Source organism: Bradyrhizobium sp. WBOS07 (assembly GCF_024585165.1).
Classification (GTDB): Bacteria; Pseudomonadota; Alphaproteobacteria; order Rhizobiales; family Xanthobacteraceae; genus Bradyrhizobium; species Bradyrhizobium japonicum_B.
Genome location: NZ_CP029008.1, coordinates 3,841,487 through 3,857,841, shown reverse-complemented (window position 1 = coordinate 3,857,841; position 16,355 = coordinate 3,841,487). Strand labels below are relative to the sequence as shown.

13 protein-coding genes and 1 pseudogene are annotated in these 16,355 nt (G+C 64.5%); 8 read left to right on the top strand and 6 right to left on the bottom strand.

Translation table 11 applies throughout. From position 1 onward, the window contains the following. Nucleotides 1-18 precede the first annotated feature (18 nt). The 3 genes from DCM79_RS18410 (at nucleotide 19) to DCM79_RS18400 (ending at nucleotide 4,606) form a co-directional block, all read left to right on the top strand. A complete protein-coding gene (locus tag DCM79_RS18410; protein ID WP_257175705.1) occupies nucleotides 19-855 on the top strand; it encodes an enoyl-CoA hydratase family protein in 837 nt (278 codons plus the stop codon). A 97-nt stretch (nucleotides 856-952) separates the two neighbouring features. Next, a complete protein-coding gene (locus DCM79_RS18405) occupies nucleotides 953-3,304 on the top strand; it encodes a bifunctional salicylyl-CoA 5-hydroxylase/oxidoreductase (protein WP_257175704.1) in 2,352 nt (783 codons plus the stop codon). Nucleotides 3,305-3,355: 51 nt separating this feature from the next. Next, nucleotides 3,356-4,606 carry a flavin-dependent oxidoreductase gene (locus DCM79_RS18400; RefSeq protein WP_257175703.1) on the top strand — a complete coding sequence of 417 codons (1,251 nt, stop codon included), beginning with the start codon at nucleotides 3,356-3,358 and terminating at the stop codon, nucleotides 4,604-4,606. A gap of 9 nt (nucleotides 4,607-4,615) precedes the next feature. On the opposite strand, the gene DCM79_RS18395 is transcribed toward DCM79_RS18400, so the two are convergent. Further along, entirely contained in the window at nucleotides 4,616-5,071 is a 456-nt protein-coding gene (locus DCM79_RS18395) for a cupin domain-containing protein (protein ID WP_257175702.1), read from the bottom strand. Between the two features lie 29 nt (nucleotides 5,072-5,100). After that, the gene (locus tag DCM79_RS18390) at nucleotides 5,101-6,276 is read right to left on the bottom strand and encodes an ABC transporter substrate-binding protein (protein WP_257175701.1); all 1,176 of its coding nucleotides are present in this window, start codon (nucleotides 6,274-6,276) and stop codon (nucleotides 5,101-5,103) included. A gap of 250 nt (nucleotides 6,277-6,526) precedes the next feature. On the opposite strand from DCM79_RS18390, the gene DCM79_RS18385 reads away from it, so the two are divergent. The 3 genes from DCM79_RS18385 to DCM79_RS18375 all read left to right on the top strand — a co-directional run bounded on the left by DCM79_RS18385 (nucleotide 6,527) and on the right by DCM79_RS18375 (nucleotide 9,363). Next, nucleotides 6,527-7,045 (top strand): MarR family winged helix-turn-helix transcriptional regulator, encoded by a 519-nt coding sequence (locus DCM79_RS18385; RefSeq protein WP_028137658.1) that lies wholly within the window; start codon nucleotides 6,527-6,529, stop codon nucleotides 7,043-7,045. Between the two features lie 146 nt (nucleotides 7,046-7,191). After that, complete coding sequence (locus tag DCM79_RS18380; RefSeq protein ID WP_257175700.1) at nucleotides 7,192-8,883, top strand: benzoate-CoA ligase family protein; 1,692 nt, start codon at nucleotides 7,192-7,194, stop codon at nucleotides 8,881-8,883. 21 nt (nucleotides 8,884-8,904) lie between these two features. Then, complete coding sequence (locus DCM79_RS18375; RefSeq protein WP_373568084.1) at nucleotides 8,905-9,363, top strand: RidA family protein; 459 nt, start codon at nucleotides 8,905-8,907, stop codon at nucleotides 9,361-9,363. 37 nt (nucleotides 9,364-9,400) lie between these two features. Here DCM79_RS18375 and DCM79_RS18370 read toward each other — a convergent pair whose 3' ends face one another. Continuing rightward, complete coding sequence (locus DCM79_RS18370) at nucleotides 9,401-10,129, bottom strand: CBS domain-containing protein (RefSeq protein ID WP_028137655.1); 729 nt, start codon at nucleotides 10,127-10,129, stop codon at nucleotides 9,401-9,403. A gap of 209 nt (nucleotides 10,130-10,338) precedes the next feature. Between DCM79_RS18370 and DCM79_RS18365 the strand changes: the two genes are divergently transcribed. Further along, on the top strand, nucleotides 10,339-12,192 hold the full coding sequence (locus DCM79_RS18365; protein WP_257175698.1) for an alpha/beta hydrolase: 1,854 nt from the start codon (nucleotides 10,339-10,341) through the stop codon (nucleotides 12,190-12,192). Here the strand turns inward: DCM79_RS18365 and DCM79_RS18360 are convergent. Genes DCM79_RS18360 through DCM79_RS18350 form a run of 3 tightly spaced genes read right to left on the bottom strand, consistent with a single transcriptional unit; the run spans nucleotide 12,189 to nucleotide 15,715 of the window. Further along, nucleotides 12,189-13,160 (bottom strand): CHAD domain-containing protein, encoded by a 972-nt coding sequence (locus DCM79_RS18360; protein WP_257175697.1) that lies wholly within the window; start codon nucleotides 13,158-13,160, stop codon nucleotides 12,189-12,191. The genes DCM79_RS18365 and DCM79_RS18360 overlap by 4 nt on opposite strands. Beyond that, on the bottom strand, nucleotides 13,147-14,709 hold the full coding sequence (locus tag DCM79_RS18355; protein ID WP_257175696.1) for a bifunctional aminoglycoside phosphotransferase/ATP-binding protein: 1,563 nt from the start codon (nucleotides 14,707-14,709) through the stop codon (nucleotides 13,147-13,149). The genes DCM79_RS18360 and DCM79_RS18355 overlap by 14 nt, the downstream gene beginning before the upstream one ends. Before the next feature lie 22 nt (nucleotides 14,710-14,731). After that, nucleotides 14,732-15,715: a zinc-dependent alcohol dehydrogenase family protein gene (locus DCM79_RS18350; RefSeq protein ID WP_257175695.1), complete on the bottom strand. Its 984-nt coding sequence runs from the start codon at nucleotides 15,713-15,715 to the stop codon at nucleotides 14,732-14,734. 213 nt (nucleotides 15,716-15,928) lie between these two features. On the opposite strand from DCM79_RS18350, the pseudogene DCM79_RS18345 reads away from it, so the two are divergent. Beyond that, nucleotides 15,929-16,309 (top strand): annotated as a pseudogene (locus tag DCM79_RS18345) (universal stress protein); the annotation flags it as partial. Nucleotides 16,310-16,355 lie beyond the last annotated feature (46 nt).

The following is a 16,355-nucleotide window of genomic DNA, read 5'->3' as shown; positions in this document are numbered from 1 at the left end:
ACATACCAAGGAGATCGCATGAGCAGACCAGCCAATCCCGTCACCGTGCCGCTCGCGGACTACTCGCCGCAGCATTTTCTTCTGGCCGTGGTCGACGGCGTTGCGACGGTCACGCTCAACCGGCCCGAACGGAAGAATCCGCTGACGTTCGAAAGCTACCGGGAACTGACCGACTTCTTCCGCGCCTGCGCCTTCGACGACGAGGTCAAATCCATTGTCGTCACCGGCGCCGGCGGCAATTTCTCCTCGGGCGGCGACGTGTTCGAGATCATCGGCCCGCTGGTGAAGATGGATACCAAGGGGCTGACCGCCTTCACGCGGATGACCGGTGACCTCGTCAAGGCGATGCGGGCCTGTCCGCAGCCCATCGTCGCCGCCGTCGAGGGCATCTGTGCCGGCGCGGGTGCGATCGTCGCCATGGCCTCGGACGTGCGGCTCGCGGCAAGCGGGGCCAAGGTCGCCTTTCTCTTCAACAAGGTAGGACTCGCTGGCTGCGACATGGGCGCCTGCGCGATCCTACCGCGGATCATCGGACAGTCCCGCGCCTCCGAGCTGCTTTACACCGGTCGCTTCATGACCGCGGAAGAGGGCGAGCGCTGGGGCTTCTTCAGCCGCGTCGTCACGCCGGAGCAGGTGCTGCCCCAGGCGCAGGTCCTGGCCAAGCAGATCGCGGAAGGCCCGACCTTCGCCAATACCATGACCAAGCGGATGCTGGCGATGGAATGGGCCATGTCGGTGGAGGAGGCGATCGAGGCGGAGGCCGTTGCCCAGGCCCTGTGCATGACCACGGCCGATTTCGAGCGCGCCTTCGAGGCCTTCGCCAACAAGGTCAAGCCGGTCTTCCGAGGCGACTAGGGCCGGTCAGCCCGTCACCAGGCCGGCAACGGGGACTTGCGCGAAATTATTTTAGGCTTAAAATAGTTTCATAGCCGGGTGAATTGGCGAGGCTCCCATGAAAGTCGCGATCATCGGTGGCGGACCTGCGGGTCTCTATGCTGCGATCCTGCTCAAGAAGCAGCGCCCCGGCGCCGACATCACCGTGTATGAGCGCAACCGGGCCGACGATACCTTCGGCTTCGGCGTGGTGTTCTCGGATGCCACGCTGGACAATTTCGAAAAGCATGATCTGCCGAGCTATCGCCGCATCACCCAGGAGTTCGCGTACTGGGACGACATCGCCGTGCATTTTCGCGGCACCGTACACCGGGTCGGCGGCAACGGCTTCTGCGGCTGCTCCCGGCGCAAGCTGCTCTTGATCTTGCAGGAGCGGGCGCGCGAGCTCGGGGTCGTCCTGCACTTCGAGGTGGACGTCGAGGACGAAGCCCGCTTCGCCGATGCCGACCTGGTGCTGATCGCCGACGGCATCAACAGCCGCTTCCGCGAGAAGCATGTCGATCATTTCGAGCCGGAAGTCGATCTGCGTACCAACAAGTTCGCCTGGATGGGCTCGACCAGGCCGCTCGACGCCTTCACCTTCATCTTCCAGGAAACCGAGTGGGGGCCGTTCATCGCCCACGCCTATCAGTATGAGGCCGGACACTCGACCTGGATCTTCGAGACCGATCCCGACACGTTCGAGCGCGCCGGTCTGACAGGGTTGGACGAGACGCAGTCCGCCGCGCGGATGGCCGAGATCTTCGGCTGGTTCCTCGACGGGCATAAGCTGCTCACCAATCGCTCGATGTGGCGCAATTTCCCGATGATCCGCAGCAAGCGCTGGGTCAAAGACAACATGGTGCTGCTTGGCGATGCCAAGGCGAGCGCGCATTTCTCGATCGGTTCCGGCACCAAGCTCGCGATGGAAGACGCGATCGCGCTTGCCGAAGCGATGGAGAGGGCCCCGGACATCAAGGCCGCACTCGACATTTACGAGCACGGCCGCCGCGAGGAGGTCGAGAAGACCCAGCACGCCGCCGATGTGTCGCTGGTCTGGTTCGAGCACGTCGACCGCTTCTGGGATTTCGACCCCGTGCAGTTTGCCTTCGGCGTGATGACGCGGTCGAAGGCGATCACCTACGACAACCTCAGGCTTCGCGCGCCCGATTTCGTGGCGGAGGTGGAGAAGTCGTTTGCCAGACAGGTTCGCGACAGCGGCTTTGAGGTCGACACCCAAAAGCCGGCGGTGCCGTTGTTCCAGCCGTTCCGGCTGCGCGAGATGGAGATCGCCAATCGCGCCGTGATGTCGCCGATGTGCATGTACTCGGCGAAGGAGGGCATGCCGACCGATTTCCACCTCGTGCACTACGGCTCGCGTGCGATCGGTGGCGCCGGCCTCATCTTCACCGAGATGACCTGCGTCAGCCGCGATGCCCGCATCACGCCCGGCTGCGCCGGATTGTGGAACGACGAGCAGGAAGCCGCTTGGCGGCGCATCGTGGATTTCGTCCACGGCAATTCGGCTGCAAAGATCTGCCTGCAACTCGGCCACGCCGGCCGCAAGGGCGCGACCAAGCTGATGTGGGACGGGATGGACCGTCCCTTGGAGGAGGGCAGCTGGGACGTGGTCTCGGCATCGCCGCTGCCGTATTTTCCCGACAGTCAGGTGCCGCGCGAGCTCGACCGCGCCGGCATGAACGCGGTGAGGGAGGCCTTCGTTGCGGCGGCCGAGCGCGGCGAGCGCTGTGGCTTCGACATGCTCGAGCTGCATTGCGCCCACGGCTATCTGCTCGCGAGCTTCATCTCGCCGCTGACGAACACCCGCACGGACGAATATGGCGGCTCGCTCGAGAACCGTCTGCGGTTCCCGCTCGAGATCTTCGAAGCACTGCGGGCTGTATGGCCGAAGCATAAGCCGATGTCGGTGCGTATTTCCGCGACCGATTGGGCTGAAGGCGGTATCACCGGCGACGATGCCGTGGCAATTGCACGCGCTTTCGCCGAAGCCGGCGTCGACCTCGTCGATGTCTCGACGGGACAGACCGTGCGCGATGCTCAGCCGGTCTACGGCCGCATGTTCCAGACGCCGTTCTCGGATCAGGTCCGTAACGAGGCGCGGGTTGCGACGATGTGCGTCGGCAACATCACGACGGCGGATCAGGCCAATACGATCCTGGCAGCCGGCCGAGCGGATCTCGTCGCGCTCGGCCGGCCGCATCTGGTCGATCCGTTCTTCACCATGAAGGCGGCGGCCTGGTACGGCGCAGATGGGGCGTTCTGTCCGCCGCAATATCTGCCGGGAAAGGAGCAAATTTTCCGCAACAGCGTGCGCGACCGGCAGGACCTCGAGGAGCTGAGAATTAAGGCTAAGCCCAAGACCCGGGCCGAGCTCAAGGCGGAGGCGACAAACCCGCTTGCGGCGGAGTGACCGCCCGTGCGACGTTAACCCATTGCCTGTGTTTCGAGTGGAGTAAGGGCGATGAAGGCGATTATCGTCGGTGGCGGTATCGGTGGTCTCACCACGGCATTGATGTTGCGGTCGCGCGGCCTCGACTGCGAGATTTTCGAGCAAGCCGACACCATTCGCGAGCTGGGGGTCGGCATCAACACGTTGCCGCATGCCATGCGGGAACTCGCCGGTCTCGGTTTGCTCCAGAAGCTCGATGACGTCGCGATCCGCACCGACCAGCTCTATTATCTCAACCGCCATGGTCAGGAGGTCTGGCGCGAAGCCCGCGGCATCGACGCCGGCCACGACGTGCCGCAATTCTCGATCCACCGCGGCCGCCTCCAAGGCGTCATCCACCGCGCCGTCGAGGAACGGCTTGGGGCCGATGCCATCCACACCGGCTGCCGGCTGGGCGCGTTCGCACAGGACGAGGGCGGCGTCACAGCCTATTTCTTCGATCGCGCTGGCGCGCACATTCACACCGCGCGCGGCGACATCCTGATCGGCGCCGACGGCATCCATTCCCGCGTCCGCGAGACGCTGTTCCCGAACGAGGGACCGCCGTGCTGGAACGGCCTGATGCTGTGGCGCGGCGCGCGCGACTGGCCGCTGTTCCTGACCGGCAAATCGATGATCGTGGCCGGCGGTCTCAATGCCAAGGTGGTGATCTATCCGATCGCGGAAGGTTCGAGCCCGGCGAGCCGCCTGACCAATTGGGCGGTGCTGGTGAAGGTCGGGGAGGGTAACGCTCCGCCGCCGCGCAAGGAGGACTGGTCGCGGCCGGGCCGCCGCGAGGAGCTGATGCCGCACGTCGCGCGCTTCTCGGTGCCCTATATCGACGTGAAGAGCCTGATCGCGGCGACACCCGAATTCTACGAATATCCGACCTGCGACCGCGATCCCCTGCCTTACTGGTCGTCCGGACGCGTCACGCTGCTCGGCGATGCCGCGCATCCCATGTATCCGGTCGGCTCGAACGGCGCCTCGCAGGCGATCCTCGATGCGCGCTGCCTTGCCGACGCGCTGGTGCGCGCCGAGCATCCGCGCCAGGCGTTGCTCGAGTATGAGAAGAAGCGGCTGCCGATGACGGCCGATATCGTTCGCTCCAACCGGCGCGGCGGCCCCGAGGGCGTCATCGACGCCGTCGAGCAGCTCGCCCCTGATGGCTTCGACAATGTCGACAATGTGCTGAGCTATTCCCAGCGCGAGGCCATCGTGCGCGGCTATGCCGCCAAGGCCGGTTTCGCCGCCGTGCCGGGACTCGCGGCGGTGCGCGCCTGAACCGCGCCGCTAGTCGCCGGGCGGCGGCGGCAGGAAGTGGATGTTGAACTCGGCCGCCAACGCCACCACGTCCTCCGGCTTCTGCTCCTTCATGTTGTGAAGGCCCCAGAACAGGTCGAACAGCTTGCGGCTCGGCGAGACCCAGAACAGCACTTTGGCGGTCTGCTCCGACTTGTTGAAGATGCCGTGCGGGACACCCATGCCGAGGCGGATCAGATCGCCTGCGGTGGCCTGCGACTCCGAATTGCCCAGCATGAAATCGAGCTTGCCCTCCAGCATGTAGAGATACTCATCCTGATCGGGATGAATGTGCGGCGGCACAAACGTGCCCGGCGGAAGTGTCGCATGCCAGGAGAAGCTGTGCTCGGCGTAGCTCTTCGGCACATAGGTCTGGCCGAGGATGTTCCAGGAGATGCCCTGGATACCCTCATTGGCCCGTGTGATGCCGGTGATTTCGCTCTTCATTGCAGTCCTCCCTCAACGCAGTACGCCGCTTAGTTCGCCGCCTTGCAGTCCTTGGCATAACGGTCGCCGTAATTCTCGAAGACCTTCTGCACGATCTCGGTCTGGAACTTGCCGTCGGGACGCTTGGCCACCTTGGTCAGATAGAAGTCCTGGATCGGATAGCCGTTGGTGTTGAACTTGAAGGCGCCGCGCAGCGAGGTGAAGTCGGCCTTCTTCAGCGCCGCCTGGACCGCTGCCTTGTTCGACAGATCGCCCTTCACGGCCTTGACCGCGCTGTCGATCAGCATCGCGGCGTCATAAGCTTGGAAGGCGTAGGTGCCGGGCACGACATTGTAGGCGGCCTCGTAGGACGCCACGAACTTCTTGTTCTGGGGATTGTCGAGATTGGGTGCCCAGTTCGCACCGCCAAACATGCCGACGGCGGCATCTTGCTGGGCCGGCAGGGTCGATTCATCCACAGTGAACGCCGAGAGCACCGGAATGCTGTCGGCGAGGCCGGCCTGCCGGTACTGCTTGACGAGATTGACGCCGAGGCCGCCGGGCATGAACGTGAACAGCGCATCGGGCTTCTGTGAGGCGATCTTGGACAGCTCCGGCTGGAAATCCAGCGTGTTCAGCGGCATATAGGATTCCTCGACGATCTCGCCCTTGTAGTCGAGCTTGAAGCCCGCCACCGAATCCTTGCCGGCCTGATAGTTCGGCACCATCAAATACATGCGCTTGTAGCCGCGATCCTGCGCGACTTTGCCGAGGATCGCGTGCACTTGGTCGTTCTGGTACGAAGTCACGTAGAAGAACGGGTTGCAGTCCTTGCCGGCGAAGGTCGACGGACCGGCATTGGGGCTGATCAGGAAGGTTTTCGATTCCGTGATAGGCCGGTGGATCGCCTGCAGGATGTTGGAGAAGATCGGGCCGACCACGAAGTCGACCTTGTCGCGCTCCAGAAGCCCCTTGACCTTGGTCACCGCCGCATCCGGCTTGAGCTCGTCATCCGCAACGATCACCTCGACATCGCGGCCGCCCATCTTGCCGCCGAGATCCTTCACCGCGAGCGCAAAGCCGTCGCGGACTTGCTGACCCAGCGCAGCGGCGGGTCCCGACAGGGTCACCACCACGCCCAGCTTGATCTTCTCCTGCGCCACGGCTGGATTGAGGGCGGTGCCGACGAGCAAGGCGGCTGCGGCCAAGGTCAATTGCGTCTTCATGATCTGTCCCCGTGACATCGAGGCTTGCGCTGCAAGCCGCGTACTTCAATCCAAGCTTATGCCGATGACGGCTGCCGCGGCAAGCAGCGCGCAAACCATCGCCATCCTGCGGGCAGCGCGCATGCAAGCGGCGCGCCAATTATTTGAAGCCTAAAGAAATTCCTCTGCGGTCGATTGTTGCAGCTTTGGACTTGCGGCCGGCTCCGATTTACTTGAAGCTCAAAATGTTGGGGAATCCGTGTTGGCGCCAATGCCCGCCGAGAGTGACTGCATCGAGATGCTCGATTCCGAGACCAAGGCCGTCGAAACGCCGGAAGACCACGCCGACGAGCTGCGGCTGTGGTTGCGCCTCTTGACCTGCACGACGCTGATCGAGGGCGAGGTCCGCGGCCGGCTGCGGCAGCGGTTCGACGTCACGCTGCCCCGGTTCGACCTGATGGCGCAGCTCGACAAGGCGCCGGACGGCATGACGCTGTCCGATGTCTCCAAACGCATGATGGTGTCGAACGGGAACGTCACCGGGCTGGTCGAGCGCCTTGTGGAGTCCGGCCATCTCGACCGTCGCACGTCGGAAACGGATCGTCGTGTCCAGGTGATCCGCCTCACGAAGCTCGGTCGCGCCGAGTTCCGCCGCATGGCTGCGGAACACGAGACCTGGATCGCCGATCTGTTCGCCGATCTCTCGCCGAAAGACGTCCGCGAATTGATGCGGCTGCTCGCCAAGACCAAGGCGTCGGCGCAGAAATCGGCCGCGCGCCGCCGGCCGTAAGCGCAGGCCGCCGCGCCGCCCCATCCCTTTTGCCGCAGGAAAAAGCACGGGATGCCCAAAATCCACTATTGCGCCGAATTGTTTTAAGCCTAAAATGTTTTCCAGATCGTGCTGCCGGGTGCAATCCATGCTGAAAGGAGCGTGCGATGGCCAACGCCGCCAAGGTTCAAGTGACGGGCTCGCCTGACGGCAACGCCGCCACGGCCCATGTCGACACGTTTGCGCAGCAGCATCTGCCGCCGCGCGAGCTCTGGCCCGACTTCATCTTCACGCGGCCGGAGCTGACCTATCCGCCCCGATTGAACTGTGTCAGCTACTTCCTCGACCGCTGGGTCGGGCTGGGCCATGGGGATGCGCCCTGCGTCATCAGCCCCGCCGTCAGCTACACCTACCGCGAGCTGCAGGCGCTCGTGAACCGGATCGCCAATGTGCTGGTCGGCAAGCTCGGTCTCGTCCCCGGCGGACGGGTGCTGCTGCGCTCCGCCAACAACCCGATGATGGTTGCGACCTATCTCGCGGTGATCAAGGCCGGCGGCATAGTCGTGGCCACGATGCCTCTGCTGCGCGCCAAGGAGCTGTCCTATCCGATCCAGAAGGCTGAGATTGCGCTGGCGCTGTGCGACGGCAAGCTCGCCGAGGAAATGGAAAAGGCGAGGGCTGCCGCCCCCCATCTGAAGCGTATCGTTTATTGGGGCAACGGCGCGCCGGACTCGCTCGAAGCGCTCATCGCCGACGCACGTCCGGAGTTCGAAGCCGTCGATACCGCCGCCGCCGACGTCTGCCTGATTGCCTTTACGTCCGGCACGACAGGCGATCCCAAAGGCACCATGCATTTCCACCGCGACATGCTCGCGGTCTGCGACGGCTATGCGCGCAACATCCTGCGGGCCGAGCAGACCGATCGCTTCGTCGGTTCGGCGCCGCTCGCGTTCACCTTCGGATTCGGCGGCGTGCTGTTTCCGATGCACATCGGCGCCTCCTTCGTGGTGCTGGAAAAGACGACGCCCGACGATATCCTGGCGGCGATCGAGCAGTACAGGATCACGGTCTGTTTCACCGCACCTACGGCGTATCGCGCCATGATCGGCAAGCTCGCCGGGCGCGACATTTCCTCGCTGCGCAAATGCGTCTCCGCCGGGGAGACTCTGCCCAAGCCGACCTTCGACGCCTGGCTCAAGGCCACCGGCATCAAGTTGATGGATGGTATCGGCTCGACCGAGCTGCTGCACATCTTTATCAGCGCGACCGAGAATGAGATCCGTCCCGGCGCCACCGGGAAGCCCGTGCCGGGCTACGAGGCCAAGATCGTCGATGATGACGGCCATGACGTGCCGCCGGGCACGATGGGCAAGCTCGCGGTGCGCGGGCCGACCGGTTGCCGCTATCTCGCCGACGAGCGCCAGCGCAAGTACGTCCAGAACGGCTGGAACATCACCGGCGACACCTATCTCATGGATAGCGACGGCTATTTCTGGTACCAGTCCCGCTCCGACGATATGATCGTGTCCTCCGGCTACAACATCGCAGGCACGGACGTCGAAGCGGCCCTGCTCACCCATCCGGCGGTCGCCGAGTGCGGTGTGGTCGGCGCCCCCGACGAGGCACGCGGCATGATCGTGAAGGCCTATGTCGTCGCTGCACCCGGCGTGACGCCGGATGCGCAGCTCGTGGCCGAGCTGCAGGAGCATGTCAAACGCGAGATCGCGCCATACAAATATCCGCGGGCCATCGCGTTCGTGACGCAACTGCCGAAGACCGAGACCGGCAAACTGAAGCGCTTTGCCCTGCGGCAACTGGCGCAGGCCGCTGTGACGTCCTCAGGCGTCGCGGCGGAATGAGAAAAGGATGACGAATTGTCCGTGACGACGCCGAAGGGCCCGCAGCTCGCGGTGCTGCCCACAGCCGCCGAGGATGGCACCCGTTCGCGGGTGCAGGTACTCCAGCCGTCGGGCTGGCCGATGCCGAAGGGCTATGCCAACGGCGTGGCCGCCGAAGGGCGCATCGTGGTCACCGGCGGCGTGATCGGCTGGGACGCCGAGGAGCGTCTCGCCGACGGCTTTGTCGCGCAGGTGCGCCAGACCCTGAGCAACATCGCGGCGATCCTGGCCGAGGCCGGCGCGCGGCCCGAGCACCTCGTGCGGCTGACCTGGTACGTCGTCGACATGGACGAGTACCTGTCCAACCTGAAGGCGCTCGGCAAGGTCTACCGTGCCATCTTCGGCACCCATTATCCCGCGATGGCGCTGGTGCAGGTGGTACGCTTGGTGGAGAAGGCGGCTCGCGTCGAGATCGAGGCCACCGCCGTCATTCCGCGCTGATCGCCCAGACTCAGGCTCGCCTTGTCAGCCTACCTTGTCAGCTCGCCTTGGCGAGTTCGTCGTCCTCCGGCGAGTTCAGATAGATGCCCGACATGGTGTCGACCCAGCACAGATGATCGTGCACCTTCTTCACGCCTTCGACGTTCTCAGTGGCGACGATCGCCGCCTGCCTTGTGCGCTCTTCGGTGATGACGCCGCTGAGGTGAACGATGCCGTCACGGACGATGACGTTGAGCCCGAATGGGCACCAGTCGTTCTTCTCCATGGTCTCGATGATACGGCTGCGAATGTGATCGTCATCCGCCGTCGGATCCGGCACCTCGCGGGCGAGCCCCGCCACCGCCTGCAGCAGGTTGGCTCGCGATACGATCCCGACGACCTTGTCGCCGCGCACCACGGGCAACCGCTTCACGTTGTTGCGTTCCATGAGGTCGACGATCTCGGCGAGCGCCGTATCCTCCGTGATGGTGATGGGCGTGTCGGTCATCACTTCCGAGACCTTGCGGCCGTGCTCGTGGACGAAATCGCTGGCGGATTTGCCCGGACCCAGGATGAACCGCAGCCAGCGTCCGCGCTTGCGCCCGGTGCCGATTTCGCTGCGGCGGATGAAATCGCCTTCGGAGACGACGCCGACCAGCTTGCCGGTCTCGTCGACTACCGTGAGGCCGCTGACATGCCGCTTCAGCATGATATTCGCCGCCTCGACGATGCTGGTGTCGGGGGTAACCGAGATGACCGACCGGGTCATGATCTGGTGGGCGCGCATGGACAACTCCGCTGGCTTGTCAAATTTCGATGCGCGAAAACTACCCCGGGCGCCCGGGTGCGGCTTGACTCAGGTCAATGGGACGGAGCCCGTCCGTCCCAATGAAGCGATTGTGACCTGTCCCCGGTTTGATGCAGCTCAACGCCTATCCGAGGCCTCGCCATATCCTTCCGTCGACATCAGACCGCAGCCCTTGGGATCATTGAGCCATGAGCGTCGTGCAGATATTTCCACGGGCCGAAGAGCCGGCGGTGCAGGCCCTCCCGCTCAGTCCCGCCGCTGCTCCCGGAGCTTCGACGGCGAGCGCCGAAAAGCCCGCAGAAAAGACGGTCGCCACCGACCCTCTGCCTGAATCCGAGCCATATCCACTCGACCGCGCCTTTCACGCCATGCTGGCACGGTTCACCGGCGGAATTTCGCCGCTGGCCTTGTCGCTTGCCTGGCTCGATTGGGGCTCGCATCTCGCTGCGGCGCCGCAGCGCCAGATGGAGATTTCCCGCACCATCCTGCGCGACATCGGCCGGCTGGCGGAAGCCGCCGCGCACGCGGCGTCGCCGGAGCAGAAGCCGTGGTCCGTGATTCAGCCGCAGGGGCGGGACCGCCGTTTCAGTGGACCGCAATGGGAGACCGCGCCGTTCAATCTGCTGGCGCAGGGGTTCTTGCTCTCAGAACGCTGGTGGCGCGATGCCGCGACGGGCGTGCGTGGCGTGTCGCACCCCAATGAGGCCATCGTCGAGTTCTCGATGCGCCAGATGCTCGACATGTTGGCCCCGTCGAATTTCGCAGCGACCAATCCGAAGGTGCTGGAGAAGGCGTTCCAGAGCGGCGGGGAGAATTTCGTCTTTGGCTGGCAGAACTGGTGCAGCGATCTGATGCGCCTGCTCTCCAACTCGAAGCTGGCGGGTGGGGAGCAGTTCGTGGTCGGCAAGACCGTGGCGGCTTCGCCCGGCAGGGTCGTGTACCGCAACGAGCTGATCGAGCTCATTCAGTACCACCCGACCACCGCGCAGGTGAGGCCCGAGCCGATCCTGATCGTGCCGGCCTGGATCATGAAGTACTACATTCTCGATCTCTCGCCGCAGAACTCGCTGGTCAAATATCTGACCGGCCAAGGGTTCACCGTGTTCGCGATCTCCTGGCGCAATCCGGATGCGAGGGATAGGGATCTCGCCTTTGACGATTATCGCAAGCTGGGCGTCATGGCGGCGCTGGACATGATCGGCCTGATCGTGCCGGGGCGGAAGACGCATGCGCTCGGCTATTGTCTGGGCGGCACGCTGCTGTCGATTGCCGCGGCGGCGATGGAACGCGACGGCGACAACCGCCTCGGCACCGTCACTCTCCTTGCGGCCCAGACCGATTTCACCGAGGCCGGGGAGCTGACGCTCTTCATCAACGAGAGCCAGGTCGCCTTTCTCGAAGACATGATGTGGCAGCGAGGCTATCTCGACACGACGCAGATGGCCGGCGCCTTTCAGCTGCTGCGCTCCAACGAGTTGATCTGGTCGCGTCTGTCACATGACTATCTGATGGGTGAGGGCGCGCCGCCGAGCGACCTGATGGCCTGGAACGCGGACGCAACCCGGCTGCCGTATCGCATGCATTCGGAATATCTGCGTAAGCTGTTCCTCGACAACGATCTGGCCGGCGGGCGCTATCAGGTCGACGGCAGGAGCGTTTCGCTGTCCGATATTCACGCGCCGATGTTCGTGGTCGGCACCCTCGCCGATCACGTGGCGCCGTGGCGATCCGTCTACAAGATCAACTATCAGGTCGATGCCGACGTGACGTTCCTGTTGACCAGCGGTGGTCACAATGCCGGTGTCGTTGCACCTCCAGAGGAGCCCGGCCATAGCTATCAGGTGCTGACCAAGGCTGCCGATGCCCCCTATGTCGGTGCCGACGAATGGCTGAAGCTGGCTCCGCACGTCGAGGGCTCGTGGTGGCCGGAATGGGCTAATTGGCTAGTGGCGCATTCCGGCGCGCCCTGCGATCCGCCGCGGATCGGAGTTGGAGACGCGCCGGGACTGCCCGATGCGCCGGGGGACTACGTCCACACCTAAGCCTCCGGTTCGGATCCTGGCGCGAGATCCGAGGAGCGGAAGGGTTTGGTCTTGTCCAGTTTGCGGTAGGCGGCCGACGCCTTCCGCAGCAGCTTCTTTTCCCGCTTGCGGTTGAGGAAGCGCTTGCTGGCTTCGTGGCCTGCGCCATTCAATGACGCGGCCAGCGCCTGGCCGCGCGCGTCGTCGTTCAATTGTCCGAGCGACCGTTGCGCCTTGCGCAATCGCTTGAGGATGGACTTCTGTTTCGTCAGCGATTCATCAGCGAACAGGTCCTGGAGTGACTCGATCGAATAGGTCATTCGCTTGTTGAGAAGCCGCAGCTTGTGACGCTTCTCGACGTCGAGCTTGCGGAGCTTCCGCGCCTTCTTGAGCAGCTTCGTCTCCCACTCGGCCAGCCGCTCCATTGCATGGTCAGCGAGCGTGCAGCGGCGCAACCGGATGGCTTCCTTGCTGCGCCGGGTCGACCAGGGGCCGCTCTCGATCCAGGCCGAGGTCTGCTCGACAAGGCGGCGATAGCGCGGGGATTGCAGCGCGCGCGCCAGCTCGCGATGGCTCTCGGCGCGTTTTTCGTCCCAGTGTTGAAGCTCGGCGATCACGGCGAGCTCGTCGCCGCTCTCGGCCACGACCCGCTCGATCGCCACATCGAGGTCCCGCACCATGCCGAGCTGGCTGTTCAGCCATTTCAGCTCCGCCCAGATCGTCGGTCGCAGGGCGTCGTCGACCATCGGCGAGAAGAAGCGGATGGCGGTGCGCAGATGCGTCAGGGCGATCCGGATCTGGTGCAGCGCATCGGGATCGCCGCGGCAGGTGCCGTCATGCTGGGCGAGGATGGCGGCAAGGTGACGGCGCGCGATGATCCGGAACGCGGTATCGCAGGCCATACCGGGACTGAGGCGGCCAGGCAGGGCATTGCGACGTGCCGCCGGCGTGACGCGAGCGGCCGTCGAGATCGTGCTAGGTCGCGCCATCTTTGCCCGCGCCAATCAGATTGCCCTGTTTGCCTGCAGCGATCGCGTTCCGGCAGTTCTGGAGCGTCTGCTCTTGCGTCCCGGATGCATCGATGGTCGCCCAACCGACACGGCCGATATTATAGCGCTCCTGCAGCGCGGCAACCTCTTGCGTGGCGTCGGATGCGTCTCCCCGACGGCTTCCGATCCGCATTTGCCGGGTCGCGAGGTCCGCAACCAGGAACAGGCCGTCCAGCGGCACGTTGCACTCCCTCGCCAGTGCCGCGATCGCGTCTCGTTCGTCCTCGCGGGCAAATACGCCGTCAATGATCGCGGAATGGCCTTGCGCCAGCACCCGCCGGGCAAGTTGAGCCAGCGTTTCGTAGACGCGGCCTGCATGCTCCGGCGTGTAGGCGGTGGGCGGCAAGCGATGGGTTTCGTCGACCCCGAACATCTGCTTGCGGACGATGTCGCTGCGCAGCACGACGGCTCCGGGCGGCGGTGCGATGCGGGGCGCCAGCGCTTGCGCCAGCACTGTCTTGCCGGTGCCTGATAATCCGCCGACGGCGATCAGGCGCGGGGCGGCAGGATGGATCAGCATCGTGGCGAGGTCAAAATAGCGCCGTGCCTGCTCGACAATGTCGGGGTCTTCGGAATGCGGCGGCCTCAGCCGTGCCAAAGCCACCTGGGCGCGGATCGCCGCCCGGAGGGACATGAACAGCGGCAGGGCCGAGAGCGCGTCCAAATTATCGGCGGGCGTCGCGGTGAGATATCGGTTCAGGACGATGTTGGCCGCGTGCGCCTGATCGTGGTGCAACAGGTCCATCAGCGTGAATGCGAGATCGTAGAGCACGTCGACGGTCGCCATCTGCGCATCGAACTCGATGGCGTCGAACAGCACGGGCCGGTCATCGATCAGAACGATGTTTGCGAGATGCAGGTCGCCGTGGCAACGGCGGACAAAACCCTTCCGGCCGCGCTCCGCGAGCAAGGGGCGGAGACGCGAATAGGCCTCGTGCGAGGCTTGACTAAGCTTTTCGAAGTCTTCCGGGCCCAAACGCCCACCAGCCCGCAGGCCCTGACTGTTGCCGTCAATCAGGGCGGGGATGGATGAGACCCATGCTTTTCCGTCGGGGTCGGCCGCCCCTGCATGCGAAGCCACGATCGCGTCTGCGGCGGCCAAGGCGAGCTTTGCATCCAGCGGCCCGGCCTTCGCCAGATGATCCACCGTTTTGCTTTCGTCGAAGCGCGACATCTCCACTGCATACTCGATCGCCCGACCGGCGCCGCCAACCTGCACCGACCCATCGGGCTCTTCCGTGATCGCCACGACGCGATGATAGACCTGCGGCGCCAACGGCCGGTTGATCCTGATCTCCTCCTCGCACGCCGCCTTGCGTTTTTCGAGCGTCGAGTAGTCGAGGAACGGAAATCGGACGGCGCGCTTGATCTTCAGCGCGCGCTTGCCGTCGAGGAACACCGAGGCTCCATGCGTGTCGATCCGCGTCACGCCGGGATGGCCCGTGAGCGTCCGGAAGACCCGCTCCTGGGTCGCCATTTCGTCTTTCATGGAAATGGACATCCGAGCACCATCAGGGCGTCAGCACGGCCGCGCCGAGAATCTGACCGGCCCGCAGCATGGCCAGAACTTCGTTGGCCTGCTCGAGCGGATATGCCGTCGTTTCGGTGCGCACGCCCGCTTGCGGAGCGATCTTGAGGAAATCGATGCCATCCTGCCGGGTCAGGTTGGCGACGGAGACCAGCTGCCGCTCCTGCCAGAGTAGATCATAGGGGAAACTTGGAATGTCGGTCATGTGGATGCCGGCGCATACGACGCGCCCGCCTTTGCGGACCGCACGCAGCGCAGCCGGCACAAGCTCGCCTGACGGTGCGTAGATGATGGCGGCGTCGAGCGGCTCGTCTGGCAGCTCGTCTGATGCTCCCGCCCAGACGGCACCGAGACGACGGGCGAGATCTTGCGCGGCAGCATCGCCGCGTCGCGTGAATGCATGGACCGATCGTCCCTGCCAGTGCGCGACCTGCGCAATGATGTGGCCGGCCGCGCCAAAACCGTAGAGGCCGAGCCGTTCGGCAGGGCCGGCCAGTACCAGCGAGCGCCAGCCGATCAGCCCGGCGCAGAGCAGAGGCGCAATCTCTACGTCGTTGCCGGCCTCACCGAGCGGGAAAGCGTAGCGGGCGTCGGCGACGGCGTGGGTCGCGTAGCCGCCATCGCGCGTGTAGCCGGTGAACAGCGGTGCGTCACACAGGTTTTCCATGCCGTTCCGGCAGAATCGACAGTTTCCGCAGGTGAAGCCGAGCCAGGGAATGCCGACGCGGTCGCCGGGCGCATGCGTTGCGACATTTGGGCCCACGAGATCGACCCGGCCGACGATCTCGTGACCGGGTACGATCGGATAGCGAATATCGGGCAGTTCGGCATCGACGAGATGAAGATCGGTCCGGCAGACCCCGCAGGCGCTGATCTTCACGCGGAGCTGACCCTCGCCGGGTATCGGGTCGGGCCGCTGCTCCAGCTGGAGCCGCGTTCGCGGGGCCGGCAATACCATCGCGCGCATGAGCTTCTCCGGGGCGAACCGCTCCGACTGAACTATCCATAGAATAGCCGATGGGCCAGTCCTTGACGCCGGTCAACGCCGGCTCCGGACAGAGTTTTCTTGGCTTGACGAGGATCAAGCGTCTCAACGAGCGCCGGCCTATCGTAGCGCCAAGGAGAATCCCGATGCCCATCAAGGACGTGTTTCTGCCGCTTGCCGGCCAGCCGCGCGAGCCCAGAACTCGAGAACGTCATGATCGCCTGGGATCACTCCGCGTATGCGGCAGGTGCGGTCGGCGACGCGTTGCCGGTCCTGCAGACGGCGGCCTCTGTTCGCGTGGTGACCGTGGCGGATGAGAAGACCGACGCGATCGTGCAAGCCGGAACCGCTCTGGTCGATCATCTGAGGGAACACGATGTCCATGTCTCGTTCGAGGCGGCGAAGAGCCGCGGCAGCTCGATCGGCAAGGTCTTGCGAAATTGGGCGAATTCCCCCGGCATGGACGCCATCGTGATGGGCGCCTATCATCATTCGCCCTTGAATGAGATCGTCTGGGGCGGTGTGACAACGACCGTCATTGGCGAGCCACCATGCTGGGTTATGATCTCGCGCTAGGCTCGCCATTCGTCCAGCCTGATCCTCAACATCGAACCGTCGCCGA

Excerpts from the sequence above, each read along its gene's own strand:
- DCM79_RS18400 (WP_257175703.1), top strand. The coding sequence starts at position 3,356 with ATGAAGGCGATTATCGTCGGTGGCGGTATCGGTGGTCTCACCACGGCA.
- DCM79_RS18355 (WP_257175696.1), bottom strand. The coding sequence starts at position 14,709 with ATGAAAGACGAAATGGCGACCCAGGAGCGGGTCTTCCGGACGCTCACG.
- DCM79_RS18380 (WP_257175700.1), top strand. The coding sequence starts at position 7,192 with ATGGCCAACGCCGCCAAGGTTCAAGTGACGGGCTCGCCTGACGGCAAC.
- DCM79_RS18410 (WP_257175705.1), top strand. The coding sequence starts at position 19 with ATGAGCAGACCAGCCAATCCCGTCACCGTGCCGCTCGCGGACTACTCG.
- DCM79_RS18405 (WP_257175704.1), top strand. The coding sequence starts at position 953 with ATGAAAGTCGCGATCATCGGTGGCGGACCTGCGGGTCTCTATGCTGCG.
- DCM79_RS18385 (WP_028137658.1), top strand. The coding sequence starts at position 6,527 with ATGCCCGCCGAGAGTGACTGCATCGAGATGCTCGATTCCGAGACCAAG.
- DCM79_RS18370 (WP_028137655.1), bottom strand. The coding sequence starts at position 10,129 with ATGCGCGCCCACCAGATCATGACCCGGTCGGTCATCTCGGTTACCCCC.
- DCM79_RS18360 (WP_257175697.1), bottom strand. The coding sequence starts at position 13,160 with ATGGCGCGACCTAGCACGATCTCGACGGCCGCTCGCGTCACGCCGGCG.
- DCM79_RS18395 (WP_257175702.1), bottom strand. The coding sequence starts at position 5,071 with ATGAAGAGCGAAATCACCGGCATCACACGGGCCAATGAGGGTATCCAG.
- DCM79_RS18390 (WP_257175701.1), bottom strand. The coding sequence starts at position 6,276 with ATGAAGACGCAATTGACCTTGGCCGCAGCCGCCTTGCTCGTCGGCACC.
- DCM79_RS18350 (WP_257175695.1), bottom strand. The coding sequence starts at position 15,715 with ATGCGCGCGATGGTATTGCCGGCCCCGCGAACGCGGCTCCAGCTGGAG.
- DCM79_RS18365 (WP_257175698.1), top strand. The coding sequence starts at position 10,339 with ATGAGCGTCGTGCAGATATTTCCACGGGCCGAAGAGCCGGCGGTGCAG.